Genomic DNA, 12,935 nt, shown 5'->3' with positions numbered 1-12,935 from the left:
GGGATAATCCGTTCCAACATGCGGACACCGGCGGTTCGCGGCGGGGTACCGCACCGGCGGTGGAAGCTATGGGGGGCCTGTACGGAACGACCGGGTGAGATCGATGCCCGTCGGGCCCGGAGGCGGGACAGGCGTCTTCGCCCACCCCGCTGAGCGCGGCCGCGGGCCTCGTTGCCCGCAGCGCTTACGGCTCATGCCCGGTGATTGCGCATTCGAAACCAGCAAGTAACGGCTACTTATGCGGTCCCTCGCATAAGTCCGAGCCGAGCTATCCTACGGCCGTTCCGAACAAGCTGCCCAGGGCGTACGTCACACCGGCCGCGGCACCTCCCAGGAACAGCTGCCGCAGCCCGCTGTACCACCAGGTGCGTGCCGTCACCTTGGCCACCACCGCGCCGCACAGGAAGAGCCCGAGCAGCGCCAGCAGCACGGCCGGCCAGAGGCTGCTCGCACCCAGCAGATACGGCAGGACCGGGATCAGCGCGCCGAGCGCGAAGGAGCCGAAGCTCGACACCGCGGCCACGGCGGGCGAGGGCAGATCGCCGGGGTCGATGCCCAGCTCTTCCCGGGCATGGATCTCCAGCGCCTGCTCGGGGTCCTTCGACAGCTGCCGGGCGACCTCGTCGGCCAGCCCCGGCTCGACTCCGCGCGCCCGGTAGAGCGCGGCCAGCTCGGCCTCCTCGTCCTTGGGGTGCTTGCGCAGTTCGCGCCGTTCCACGTCCAGCTCGGCCTCGACGAGCTCGCGCTGCGAGGCGACGGAGGTGTACTCGCCGGCGGCCATGGAGAAGGCGCCGGCGGCCAGCCCCGCGAGTCCGGTGAGGACGACGGTGTGCTGGCTGACCGAGCCGCCCGCGACACCGGTCATCAGGGCCAGGTTGGAGACGAGGCCGTCCATCGCACCGAACACCGCGGGACGCAGCCAGCCGCCGTTGACGTCCCGGTGGGTGTGGTTGTCCCGGTGCGCCTCGTGCAGCGCCGCCTCGGTCTCGATGATGGCCATGAAAAGTCCCCGATCCCCTTACCGAACCAAGCTTTTCTGGACGAGTTCCAGATTTTTACAACACACAAAGTACGCTGCGAATTCCGGCGCCGCCAGCAAGGAAAGGCTGCGCTAACCTGCGGTTTTACCCTTCAGCGCTCACTTGATGAAGATCTTGCACAGATGTCGACCGGGTGATGCTGAGGCCCCCGAGGCTCGGGGCGGTCGCCGCAGTGGGACACATCCCGTATGGCATCGATCGCCTGCATCCCCTCCGTCCCGGCGCCCGGGGACGCCACCGAACTCCGCGCACGGGCACGGGGCGCAATGCTGGGCCTGGCCGTCGGTGACGCGCTCGGGGCCCCGGCCGAGAACCTGAAGCCCTCGGAGATCCGCGCGCGGTGGGGCCGTATCACCGGCTACGTCGCCGAGCACCCCGCCGGCACGGACGACACCGAGTACGCGATCTTCTCGGGACTCCTCCTGGCCCGGCACGGCTCGGCACTGACCCCCGCGCATGTGGAGGCGGCCTGGCACGAGTGGATCGCCGACCGCGACGAGGGCCCCTTCCGGGGCGCCGGCTTCAGCGAGCGCGGCACGCTGGAGAACCTCCGCCGGGGCCTGGCGGCCCCCATCTCCGCCCAGCACCGGCACGCCTGGAGCGACGGGCTGGCCATGCGCGCGGCCCCCTTCGGGGTGTTCGCGCCGGGCCGCCCGGCGGAGGCGGCCCGGCTGGTGGCGATCGACGGCTCGGTGAGCCATGACGGCGAGGGCATTCACGGCGGCCAGGCGGTGGCCGCGGGCGTGGCGGCGGCGATGGCGGGTGCCCAGCCGATCGCGGTCGTGGCCGCCGCACTCGCCGTCGTGCCCGACGACTCCTGGACGGCCCGCTGCCTGCGCCGCGCGGTGGCCGTGGCGCACCGAGGCGAACGCGCGGTCCGCTCCGCGGTCGTCATCGGCGGCTACCCGTGGACCGACCTGGCCCCCGAGGCGGTCGCCCTCGCCTTCGGCGCGTACGCGGCGGCGGACGGCGACTTCGAACAGTCGGTCCTGACGGCGGTGAACATGGGCCGCGACGCGGACACGACGGCGGCGGTCGCGGGCGCGCTGGCGGGTGCGACACAGGGCGTTTCGGCGATCCCGAAGGCCTGGACGACTCCCATCGGCCCGGTCCGCGGCCGGTGCCTGCCGGCGATGGCGGGCTACCACGTCCTGGACGTGGCGGACCTGCTGACGCCCTGGGCCGCGGCACACGGCGACGAGCCCGGGCCGACGGACTTCGTCCTGGCGGGCGACGGGACGGAGGCCCCGGCATGACGCCGCACGATCCGGCGGCAGCGGCCGGCGTCGCGGCCCCGGAGGGACCACCCGCGGCCGTCGGCGGCGAAGCCGCCCCACGGGAGACCCGGGCCCCTCGGGTGACAGTCACGGGCGGTGCGCGGGCGGGAGACAAAAGGGCCGAAGGCGAAGCCGAGCCCACAAGACGGGCCGAAGGCCTCCTGCTCGGTCTGGCCGCGGGCGACGCCGCCGGCTGGCCCGCGGCCCGCCACAGAGCCGCCCGCATGCCCGACTGGACCCGCCGCCTCACCCGCGAACTGGACACCTTCGCCGAGCAGAACGCCACCACCACCCTCCCCGTCCCCATCGCCCTGAACCAGGCCCTCACCTCCGGCGCCGACATCGTCGTCGTCGACCTGGAGGACGCGGTCGTCCCCGACCGGAAGGCGTACGCCCGTGCCGCCACCGCCGAGCTGCTCGCCGAGCTGCCGCCGGTCCCGGTCCACGTCCGCGTCAACGCCCTGGACAGCCCCTGGGCCGGGCAGGATCTCGCCGCCGTCGCCCCGGCTCCCGGCCTCTGCGCCCTGCGGCTCCCCAAGATCGGCTCACCCGCCGAGGTCGTCCGGATCGCCCAGCAGGCCGTCCCCACCGGGCTGCCCCTGTACGCCCTCCTGGAGACGGCCCTCGGCGTGGAGCAGGCGTACGCCGTCGCCACGGCCCACCCGTCCCTGCGGGGCATCGCGCTCGGGGAGGCGGACCTCCGGGCCGACCTGGGCGGATGTGACGACGGAGGGCTCGACTGGTCCCGTTCCCGGGTGATCGTCGCCGCCCGGGCCGCTGGCCTGCCGCCGCCGGCCCAGTCAGTCCACCCGGACGTCCGTGACCTGGAGGGGCTGGCCGCCTCCTGCGCCCACGGCCGCGCCCTGGGCTTTCTGGGCCGGGCCGCGATCCATCCCCGCCAGCTCCCGGTCATCGAGCGTGCCTTCCTCCCCACCGAGGAGGAGATCGAGCAGGCGGAGACGATCGTCAAGGCGGCGGCGACGGAACAGGGCGCCCAGGCCCTCCCGGACGGCCGCTTCATCGACACGGCGGTGGTGGCGGCGGCCCAGCGAACCCTGTCCCTGGCACGCGGCCGCTGACCCGCCCCACCCGGAAAACGCCGAGGGCGCCCGTGCATCCACGGGCGCCCTCGGTCACGTACGGCAGACGGTCAGCTCTTCTTCGCCGACCCGGCCTCGTCAGTGGCCTCGTCACTGGCCTCGCTCTCGGCCTCGTCCTTGCCGGACTCCCCGCCGTCCTTGCCGGACTCGGCCTCGTCCTCGGCCGCGGCGTCTCCTTCGGCCTCACCGCCGGAGGCCTCCGCACCGGGCTCCACCACGGCTTCCCGGCCCGGCCGCTTCTTCGACGACACCACGAGGTAGGTGACCGCGAGCAGGAACACGAACATCGCGGTCCACACGTTCAGCCGGAGACCCAGGATGTGGTGGGCGTCGTCGACCCGCATGTACTCGATCCACGCCCGGCCCGTGCAGTACGCGGCGACGTACAGCGCGAACGCCCGGCCGTGTCCCAGCCGGAAGCGGCGGTCCGCCCAGATCACCAGGACCGCGACGCCGATGCACCACAGCGATTCGTACAGGAACGTCGGGTGGTAGGTGCCCGGCACCCGGCCGTCCGCGGAGGACGTGATCTCCAGGGCCCAGGGCAGGTCGGTGGGCTTGCCGTACAGCTCCTGGTTGAACCAGTTGCCCCAGCGGCCGATCGCCTGGGCGAGGGCGATGCCCGGCGCGACGGCGTCGGCGTACGCCGGCATCGGGATGCCACGGCGCCGGCAGCCGATCCAGGCGCCCAGCGCACCCAGCGCGATCGCACCCCAGATGCCGAGACCGCCCTCCCAGATCTTGAAGGCGTCCACCCAGTCACGGCCTTCGCTGAAGTACAGCTCGTAGTCCGTGATCACGTGGTAGAGCCGGCCGCCCACGAGGCCGAAGGGCACGGCCCAGACCGCGATGTCGGCCACCGTGCCGGCCCGCCCGCCCCGGGCGATCCAGCGCTTGTTGCCGAGCCAGACGGCAACGAAGACGCCGATGATGATGCAGAACGCGTAGCCGCGCAGCGGAATGGGGCCGAGATACAGCACCCCGCGTGACGGGCTGGGAATGAAGGCAAGTTCCATGGCAAGGTCGACGCTACCGTGCCGGACCCGGGCCGCGGCAGGCAGCCCGGCTACGGGTCCATAACGGGCAGGTGAGAAAAGGCTTCACCCCTTGTTCTTCTCCAGCACCAGCTGCTTCAGCTTCGCCGGGGTCATCGCCCGGTCCTGGTAGATGTTCTTGCCGTCGAACAGGACGGTCGGCGTGCCCGAGAAGCCGCCCTTGTCGAAGGCCTGGTGGGACTTGGCGACCCACGCGTTGTGCGTGCCGTCCTCGACGCACTTGCGGAAGGCGGGGGTGTCCAGGCCGTCGACCTTGCCGGCCAGCTCGATCAGCTTGGCGTTCCTGGCGTAGGCGTCGTCGACCTCCGGGGGCTGGTTGTCGAAGAGCACGTCGTGGTACGCGGGGAACTTCCCGGCGTCCTGGGCGCAGGCCGCGGCGTTGGCCGCGTTGCGGGAGCCGGTGCCGCGCATGTTGCCGTCGATGAGGGTGACCAGGTGGTACTCGGCCTTCAACTGGCCGGCGTTCGTCAGCTCGTGGATCACCGGCCGGTACGCCGTCTCGAAGGACTTGCAGGCCGGGCAGCGGAAGTCTTCCCACACCGTGAGCGTGGACTTGGCGCTGTCCTTGCCGACCGGGATCGCGAGGCCGTCCTTGCCCTGTGCTCCCGAGGGGGCCACGACCGGGCCCGCCGCCTCGCTGTCGTCGTCCTTCCCGGCGTTGGCGGCGACGACGCCGATCACCGCCGCGAGTCCCAGGACGGCCACGACGGCACCGCCCACGATCAGCGCGCGCCGGCGCTTCTCCGAGGCCTTGTGCTTCTCGCGCTCCGCCGCCAGCTTCTCCCGGGCGGTGCGCTTTCCCTCACGGTTCTTCTCGCTCACACCCCGGAAACGAACCGGGGAGGCGCACCGCGCCTCCCCGGCCCCAGGTCCACCCGTACGAGGGACCTGTCCGACGTCCGGCTCTTCTACGCCTGTCCGCGCACGCCCTTCGCGAGGGCACCCGCGAGCGAGCGCACGGCCTCGACACCGGCCGCGTCGTCCGGGGCGTCCAGCATGGCCTTGACGAAGGCCGAGCCGACGATCACGCCGTCGGCGAAGCCGGCGACCTCGGCGGCCTGGCTGGCGTTGGAGACGCCGAGGCCGACGCAGACCGGCAGGTCCGTGCCGGTGGCCCGGGTGCGTGCCACCAGGTCCTCGGCCTGCGAGCTGACCGACGCGCGGGTGCCGGTGACACCCATGAGGGAGGCGGCGTAGACGAAGCCGCTGCCCGCCGCGGTGATCTGCGCGAGCCGCTGGTCCCTGCTGCTGGGCGCGACGACGAAGACGGTGGCCAGGCCGTGCTTCTCCGCGTGCTCCCTCCACAGTGCCGACTCCTGCACGGGCAGGTCGGGCAGGATGCACCCGGCGCCGCCCGCCTCGGCGAGCTCGGCGGTGAACCGCTCGACGCCGTAGCGGTCGATGGGGTTCCAGTACGTCATGACGAGGACCGGCTTGCCGGTGGCCGCGTGGGCCTCGCGGACCGTGCGCATCACGTCGGCGATCTTCACGCCGCCGCGCAGGGCGATGTCGTCGGCGGTCTGGATGACGGGCCCGTCGAGAACGGGGTCGCTGTGCGGCAGACCGACCTCGACGACGTCTGCGCCGCCGTCCAGGGCGGCCTTGATCGCCTCGATGCCGCCGTCCACGGTCGGGAACCCGGCCGGGAGGTAGGCGATGAGCGCGGACCGGCCCTCGGACTTCGCCGCGGCGAGAGTGTCGCTCAACAGCTGGATGTTCCCGCTCACTTGGCGTCCCCCTCGATCTCGGCGGTGTCGGTGTCCGCGTCGGCGGCGACCTCGGCGTCGGTGTCGTAGAGGCCGAAGTAGCGGGCGGCGGTGTCCATGTCCTTGTCGCCGCGGCCGGACAGGTTGACCACGATCAGCCCGTCCTTGCCCAGTTCCCTGCCGACCTCCAGGGCACCGGCCAGCGCGTGGGCGCTCTCGATGGCCGGGATGATGCCCTCGGTGCGGGACAGCAGGCGCAGGGCCTGCATGGCCGCGTCGTCCGTGACCGCGCGGTATTCACCGCGGCCGGAGTCCTTGAGGTAGGAGTGCTCGGGGCCGATGCCCGGGTAGTCCAGACCGGCCGAGATCGAGTACGGCTCGGTGATCTGGCCCTCGTCGTCCTGGAGGACGTAACTGCGGGAGCCGTGCAGGATGCCGGGTTCGCCGGCGGTCAGGGTCGCCGCGTGCTCGCCGGTGTCGACGCCGTGCCCGGCCGGCTCGCAGCCGATGAGGCGGACGGACTCGTCCGGGATGAAGGCGTGGAAGAGGCCGATGGCGTTGGAGCCGCCGCCGACGCAGGCGACGGCCGCGTCGGGGAGCCGGCCCGCGCGCTCCAGGAGCTGGCGGCGGGCCTCCACGCCGATGACGCGGTGGAAGTCGCGGACCATCGCCGGGAAGGGGTGGGGTCCGGCGACCGTGCCGAAGAGGTAGTGCGTGTGGTCGACGTTGGCGACCCAGTCGCGGAACGCCTCGTTGATCGCGTCCTTGAGTGTGCGGCTGCCCGACTTCACGGCGATGACCTCGGCGCCGAGCATGCGCATGCGGGCCACGTTGAGGGCCTGGCGCTGGGTGTCGATCTCGCCCATGTAGATGGTGCACTCGAGGCCGAAGAGCGCGCAGGCCGTGGCCGTGGCAACGCCGTGCTGGCCGGCGCCCGTCTCGGCGATGACGCGGGTCTTGCCCATGCGCTTGGTGAGCAGGGCCTGGCCGAGGACGTTGTTGATCTTGTGGGAGCCGGTGTGGTTGAGGTCCTCGCGCTTGAGGAAGACGCGTGCGCCTCCGGCGTGCTCGGCGAAGCGGGGCACATCCGTGAGGGCCGACGGGCGGCCGGTGTAGTTGACCAGGAGGTCGTCGAGTTCCTCGGCGAACTCGGGGTCGTGCTTGGCCTTGTCGTACTCGACGGCCACCTCGTCGACTGCGGCGACGAGGGCCTCCGGGATGAACTTGCCGCCGAATGTCCCGAAGTAGCCTTCGGGGTTGGGCGTGTGCCCCTCGGGGTCGGGGATGAAGAAATGGCTGGGCATGCGGAAACCTTCACGGTGAGTGTGTGGAAATGCACTAGTCGCCGTGGGGGCGGGGCTTCGACTGTTGGCCGCGGGCCGTCAGTGGCCGGTCGCGCCCGCGCGGCGGTAGCCGCTGATCAAACAGAGCCCCGCGCCCCCGAAGGCAGGCCATCGCATGCCGTTCACCTGGCCCGGCTCGTCACCGATGACGTAGCGGACCCGGCGGCCGTGGACGCGGCGCGCGGGGGCTCGGCAGCCGCGGGGGCGGCAGCCGCGCGCGAGGCGGGCGTACCTGTCCACGGTCGTCATGGTGAGAGTCATCGGGGCCAAGCCTAGCGGGAGATCAGCCCCGGCCGTGCCGGAGTGCGGGATGTTCGCCCGCCGCCACCAGGTCGGAGACCGCCGTCTTGGGGTCCTTGCCGGTGACGAGGGACTCGCCCACCAGGACCGCGTCGGCGCCGGCGTTGGCGTAGGCGATGAGGTCGTGCGGGCCGCGGACGCCGGACTCGGCGATCTTGATGATGTGGTCGGGGATCTCCGGTGCCACGCGCTCGAACGTGCCGCGGTCGACCTCGAGGGTCTTGAGGTTGCGCGCGTTGACGCCGATCACGCGGGCGCCGGCGTCGACCGCGCGCTCGACCTCGTCCTCGTCGTGCACCTCGACGAGCGGGGTGAGCCCGATGGACTCGGCGCGCTCGATGAGGGACTCCAGGGCGGGCTGGTCGAGGGCGGCGACGATCAGCAGGACGACGTCGGCGCCGTAGGCGCGGGCCTCCCACAGCTGGTACGACGTGACGATGAAGTCCTTGCGCAGGACCGGGATGTCCACGCGGGCGCGGACCGCTTCGAGGTCGGCGAGCGAGCCGCCGAAGCGCCGCTGTTCGGTGAGGACGGAGATGACGGCGGCGCCACCCGCCTCGTAGTCCGCGGCGAGTCCGGCCGGGTCGGCGATCGCGGCCAGCGCACCCTTGGAGGGGCTGGAGCGCTTGACCTCGCAGATGACCTTGACGCCGTCGCCGCGCAGTGCGGCCGCGCCGTCCTTGGCCGCGGGAGCCTTCGCCGCGCGCTCCTTGAGCTCGTCGAGGCTGACGCGCGCCTGCCGCTCCGCGAGGTCGGCACGGACTCCGTCGATGATCTCGTCGAGCACACTCACGCGAGCGGCCCCCTTCCAGACTCTTGACAGTTCCAGCGACCGTTCGAAAACCGATGGTCACTGCGATGGTATCCGCAGCGGGGCGTAGGCTTCGCATCCGGTTGACGGCGGTCCCACTACCTGGACATCCGCCAGTTGATCAAGGATGGAGCCAGCCTCCGAAGGGCAGGTTCCGGACAACCGTGAAGACCAGCAGCAACGCGCCGAAGCTCCACACCAGGCCCGGGCGGGGGTCGATCCGCAGCGGGCGCCCGCGCACCGCCTGGACCACCCAGACGGTCCACAGCACGGCGAAGGCCAGATAGCCCAGGACGGCGAGCGCGTTGGCGTGCAGCGCCGCCGGGAGATCGCCGTGGACGAAGGCGTGCGCGCTGCGCAGCCCGCCGCAGCCGGGGCAGTACAGGCCGGTGTAGTGCAACAGCGGGCAGACGGGGTAGTGGCCGGGTTCGTTGGGGTCGACCGCGCCCACGTAGGCGAACGCGGCGGCGGCGGCCGCGAGAACCCCGGCGGGGACGGCCAGGCGGCCCGGGACGCTGTGCGTCACCCTTCGGCTGTCGGCGTTCACGGTACGCATTGTGCCCCGCACACGCGTGAGGGGCGGCTCCGGCACCCCGGTGCCGGCCGCCCCTCGCGCGACGACGCGGTGTTCCGCGGGGGTCAGCCCTCGGCGCGCGCGGGCTCGCGGTCGCCCGTCATCGCGTGCGGCTGGTGCAGGTCCTTGGGCTGGCCGAGCCCCATCATCCGCATGATGCCGCCGACGACACCGCCGAGGAGGACGACGACCATGCCCGCCCAGAAGCCCAGGGGCTGGTCCATCACCATGAACGCGCCCGCGACGCAGAAACCGATGAAGGCGATCGTGACACCGGTCCAGGCGGCCGGGGTGTGACCGTGGCTGCTGCCCGCCATTGCTTGCTCCTCATTGCTGTGTGCGTGTCTGAGCAGGACGCTCGGGCTCATTGTCCCGCACGCGCGCCCCCGCTGTGAGCGGGGGTGTCCCCCGCTCCTCCGGGTGGGCTCACGCCCCGGTGGGGTCCTCACCCCGGTCGAGTGCCTTCCACAGGTCCTCGGGCCGGTCGGGGTCGACGGCGGGGGCCTTGCGGCGCGGCTGGGGGGTGCCGCTCCGCTCGTAGCGGCCGGACATCGCGGGCCACAGCCGGCCGTAGCGCAGGGCGAGCAGCCCGGCCAGGAGGATCAGGACTCCGCCGACGGCCGCGACATAGGGCCAGGCGGTGTGGCTGAGGGTGTCCACGGAGGCGGAGGTGTCGCCGGCGGCCTGGGCGGCCTGCTCGTCGAGCGCGGCGCCGTCGGTGGCGCCGAGCAGGGCGGCGGCGACGATGCCCGCGCCGGAGAGCGCCAGCAGCCCGGCCACGACGAAGCGGCCGGCCCGGCGGACGGCGAAGACGGCGACGAGCGCGGCGAGGCCCACTATGGCGAGCGCCGCGGGTACGCCCGTGACGTCGCTGCCCTTGGCGGTCAGGGGGAAGGCACCGCCGGCCACCGTCGCGGTGCCCTCCGCCCAGCGCTGCCGGGTGGCGAGCAGCGCCACGGCCGCGCCGAGCGCGCCGCACAGCAGCGCGACGGCGAGGCTCAGGCGGCCGGCCCGGGCGGATCCGGCGGCTTCGGAACGGGGGTGAGGTACAGCAGTCACGTACCCCACTATCGCCTGAACCCCGGGCGAACCATCACCCGGGGTTCATCTCAGGCCTTTCCCAGCCGGTTCGCCGTGTGGACGGCCCTGAGGACCGCCGCCGCCTTGTTGCGGCACTCGGTGTCCTCGGCGACCGGGTCGGAGTCGGCGACGATGCCCGCGCCGGCCTGCACGTACGCGGTGCCGTCCCGGAGGAGGGCCGTGCGGATGGCGATGGCCGTGTCGGAGTCGCCCGCGAAGTCGAGGTAGCCGACGCAGCCGCCGTACAGCCCGCGCCGGGACGGTTCGAGTTCGTCGATGATCTGCATGGCGCGCGGCTTCGGGGCGCCGGAGAGGGTGCCGGCCGGGAAGCAGGCCGTGAGGACGTCGAAGGCGGTGCGGCCCGGGGCGACGCGGCCGGTCACCGTCGAGACGATGTGCATCACGTGCGAGTACCGCTCGACGGACATGAAGTCGACGACCTCGACGGAGCCGGGCTCGCAGACCCGCCCCAGGTCGTTGCGCCCCAGGTCGACGAGCATGAGGTGCTCGGCGCGCTCCTTGGGGTCGGCGAGCAGCTCGTCGGCGAGGGCCTGGTCCTCCTGCGGGGTGGCGCCGCGCCAGCGGGTGCCGGCGATGGGGTGCACCATGGCCCGGCCGTCCTCGACCTTGACCAGGGCCTCGGGGGACGAGCCGACGACGTCGAAGCCGTCGAAGCGGAACAGGTACATGTACGGGGACGGGTTGGTGGCCCGCAGCACCCGGTAGACGTCCAGCGCGCTCGCCGTGCACGGCGTCTCGAAGCGCTGGGAGGGAACCACCTGGAAGGCCTCCCCGGCCCGGATGCGCTCCTTGATGTCCTCGACGGCCTCCTGGAAGTCGGGGCCGCCCCACAGCGCCGTGTACTCGGGGAGCTCGGAGGGCGGGAGCGCGGCCGGGGGCTGGGCGACCGCGCGGGAGAGGTCGGCCTCCATGGCGTCGAGCCGGGCCACGGCGTCCGCGTAGGCCTCGTCGACGCCGGTGTCCAGGTCGTTGTGGTTGATCGCGTTGGCGATCAGCAGGACCGAGCCCTCCCAGTGGTCCATGACCGCCAGATCGCTGGTGAGGAGCATGGTCAGCTCGGGGAGCTTCAGGTCGTCGCGCTCGCCGGGGCCGATCTTCTCCAGGCGGCGGACGATGTCGTAGCCGAGGTAGCCGACCATGCCGCCGGTGAAGGGCGGCATGCCGTCCTGGTGGGGCGTGTGCAGGGCCTCGATGGTGGCGCGCAGCGCGGCGAGGGGGTCGCCGTCGACGGGGACGCCGACGGGCGGGGCACCGAGCCAGTGGGCCTGTCCGTCGCGCTCGGTCAGCGTCGCCGCCGACCGCACGCCCACGAAGGAGTACCGGGACCACGAGCGGCCGTTCTCCGCGGACTCCAGCAGGAAGGTGCCCGGGCGCTCGGCGGCGAGCTTGCGGTAGAGCGCGACCGGGGTGTCGCCGTCGGCGAGGAGCTTGCGGGTGACGGGAATGACCCGCCGGTCGGTGGCGAGCTTGCGGAACGTCTCGAGGTCCATGGCCGCTGACCCTACTGATCCGAGGCGGGGGCGTCGGAGCCGCCGTCCTTGAGGAGCACGTCCTCGTCGAAGCAGGTGCGCGCGCCGGTGTGGCAGGCGGCGCCGACCTGGTCGACCTTCACCAGGACGGTGTCGGCGTCGCAGTCGAGGGCGACGGACTTCACCCACTGGAAGTGTCCGGAGGTGTCGCCCTTGACCCAGTGCTCCTGGCGGCTGCGGGACCAGTACGTGCACCGGCCGGTGGTCAGGGTGCGATGCAGCGCCTCGTCGTCCATCCAGCCGAGCATCAGCACCTCTCCGGTGTCGTACTGCTGGGCGATGGCGGGCAGGAGGCCGTCGGCGCTGCGCTTGAGGCGGGCGGCGATCTCCGGGTCGAGACGGCTGGGCCGGGGGGACGTGCTGGTCATGCCGACCATTGTGCCGCGCGCCACTGACAGGCCAGGTGGAGTGTCCACTGTGCGGACCTCCGAGCCGGTCGTAGGCTGACTCCATGTCGACCCATGCCAAGCGTGAACGACTTCTCCTCGCCGATCTGTTGGAGACCGCGGGCCCGGACGCGCCCACCCTGTGCGAGGGCTGGACCACCCGGGACCTCGCGGCGCACGTGGTGGTGCGCGAGCGCCGCCCGGACGCCGCCGGCGGGATACTGATCAAGCAGCTCGCGCCGCGCCTGGACCGGGTGATGGCGGAGTACACCGACAAGCCGTACGAGGAGCTGATCCAGCTGATCCGTACGGGGCCGCCCCGCTTCTCGCCCTTCTCGCTCAAGCCGGTCGACGAGATGTCCAACATCATCGAGTTCTACGTCCACACGGAGGACGTCCGGCGCGCCCAGCCCGACTGGTCACCGCGCGAGCTCGACACGGTCTTCCAGGACGCCCTGTGGTCCCGGCTGGAGCGCACCGCCCGGCTGATGGGGCGCAGCGTCCCGACGGGCCTGGTGCTGCGCCGCCCGGACGGCCAGACGGTCGTCGCCCAGCGGGGCGCGCCGGTGGTGACGGTGACGGGTGAGCCCTCGGAGCTGGTGCTGTTCTCCTACGGCCGGCAGAGCAAGGCAAAGGTCGAGCTGGACGGCGACGAGGACGCCATCGCGAAGCTGCACGAGACGAAGCAGCTCGGGATCTGAGGAGGCATGAGG

Annotated in this window: 15 protein-coding genes; 3 read left to right on the top strand and 12 right to left on the bottom strand. The window is 72.5% G+C overall.

All coding sequences use genetic code 11. From position 1 onward, the window contains the following. Positions 1-268 precede the first annotated feature (268 nt). Positions 269-1,000, bottom strand: a complete 732-nt coding sequence (locus AC07F0_RS14375; RefSeq protein WP_436731058.1) for a VIT1/CCC1 transporter family protein — start codon at positions 998-1,000, stop codon at positions 269-271. Between the two features lie 228 nt (positions 1,001-1,228). Here AC07F0_RS14375 and AC07F0_RS14370 point away from each other — a divergent pair, with 228 nt between their 5' ends. Together AC07F0_RS14370 and AC07F0_RS14365 are read left to right on the top strand one after the other, a co-directional pair. Continuing rightward, positions 1,229-2,296, top strand: a complete 1,068-nt coding sequence (locus tag AC07F0_RS14370; RefSeq protein ID WP_478978478.1) for an ADP-ribosylglycohydrolase family protein — start codon at positions 1,229-1,231, stop codon at positions 2,294-2,296. 326 nt (positions 2,297-2,622) lie between these two features. Continuing rightward, complete coding sequence (locus AC07F0_RS14365) at positions 2,623-3,396, top strand: HpcH/HpaI aldolase/citrate lyase family protein (protein ID WP_478979114.1); 774 nt, start codon at positions 2,623-2,625, stop codon at positions 3,394-3,396. A 71-nt stretch (positions 3,397-3,467) separates the two neighbouring features. Here the strand turns inward: AC07F0_RS14365 and lgt are convergent, their stop codons facing one another. The 11 genes from lgt to hisI all read right to left on the bottom strand — a co-directional run bounded on the left by lgt (position 3,468) and on the right by hisI (position 12,204). Next, positions 3,468-4,433: a prolipoprotein diacylglyceryl transferase gene (lgt, locus tag AC07F0_RS14360; RefSeq protein ID WP_478978475.1), complete on the bottom strand. Its 966-nt coding sequence runs from the start codon at positions 4,431-4,433 to the stop codon at positions 3,468-3,470. An 84-nt stretch (positions 4,434-4,517) separates the two neighbouring features. After that, the gene (locus AC07F0_RS14355; RefSeq protein WP_478978472.1) at positions 4,518-5,294 is read right to left on the bottom strand and encodes a DsbA family protein; all 777 of its coding nucleotides are present in this window, start codon (positions 5,292-5,294) and stop codon (positions 4,518-4,520) included. A gap of 86 nt (positions 5,295-5,380) precedes the next feature. Beyond that, positions 5,381-6,199 carry a tryptophan synthase subunit alpha gene (gene trpA, locus AC07F0_RS14350; protein WP_478978470.1) on the bottom strand — a complete coding sequence of 273 codons (819 nt, stop codon included), beginning with the start codon at positions 6,197-6,199 and terminating at the stop codon, positions 5,381-5,383. Continuing rightward, complete coding sequence (gene trpB / locus AC07F0_RS14345) at positions 6,196-7,482, bottom strand: tryptophan synthase subunit beta (RefSeq protein WP_478978467.1); 1,287 nt, start codon at positions 7,480-7,482, stop codon at positions 6,196-6,198. The genes trpA and trpB overlap by 4 nt, the downstream gene beginning before the upstream one ends. Positions 7,483-7,560: 78 nt before the next feature. Then, entirely contained in the window at positions 7,561-7,782 is a 222-nt protein-coding gene (trpM, locus tag AC07F0_RS14340; protein WP_478978464.1) for a tryptophan biosynthesis modulator TrpM, read from the bottom strand. Positions 7,783-7,804: 22 nt separating this feature from the next. Then, on the bottom strand, positions 7,805-8,614 hold the full coding sequence (gene trpC / locus AC07F0_RS14335; RefSeq protein ID WP_037668094.1) for an indole-3-glycerol phosphate synthase TrpC: 810 nt from the start codon (positions 8,612-8,614) through the stop codon (positions 7,805-7,807). 139 nt (positions 8,615-8,753) lie between these two features. After that, entirely contained in the window at positions 8,754-9,188 is a 435-nt protein-coding gene (locus tag AC07F0_RS14330; RefSeq protein WP_478978461.1) for a DUF2752 domain-containing protein, read from the bottom strand. Positions 9,189-9,271: 83 nt separating this feature from the next. Further along, entirely contained in the window at positions 9,272-9,523 is a 252-nt protein-coding gene (locus AC07F0_RS14325) for an HGxxPAAW family protein (protein ID WP_436729940.1), read from the bottom strand. Between the two features lie 109 nt (positions 9,524-9,632). After that, positions 9,633-10,274 (bottom strand): TIGR02234 family membrane protein, encoded by a 642-nt coding sequence (locus tag AC07F0_RS14320; RefSeq protein WP_478978458.1) that lies wholly within the window; start codon positions 10,272-10,274, stop codon positions 9,633-9,635. Positions 10,275-10,315: 41 nt separating this feature from the next. After that, entirely contained in the window at positions 10,316-11,797 is a 1,482-nt protein-coding gene (locus AC07F0_RS14315; protein WP_436729938.1) for an anthranilate synthase component I, read from the bottom strand. Between the two features lie 11 nt (positions 11,798-11,808). Further along, complete coding sequence (gene hisI, locus AC07F0_RS14310) at positions 11,809-12,204, bottom strand: phosphoribosyl-AMP cyclohydrolase (RefSeq protein ID WP_478978455.1); 396 nt, start codon at positions 12,202-12,204, stop codon at positions 11,809-11,811. 83 nt (positions 12,205-12,287) lie between these two features. Between hisI and AC07F0_RS14305 the strand changes: the two genes are divergently transcribed. Then, on the top strand, positions 12,288-12,923 hold the full coding sequence (locus AC07F0_RS14305) for a TIGR03085 family metal-binding protein (protein WP_317926878.1): 636 nt from the start codon (positions 12,288-12,290) through the stop codon (positions 12,921-12,923). Positions 12,924-12,935: the final 12 nt, after the last annotated feature.

The organism is Streptomyces sp. NPDC045955 (assembly GCF_056430805.1).
This window is presented reverse-complemented; position numbering and strand designations above follow the sequence as displayed.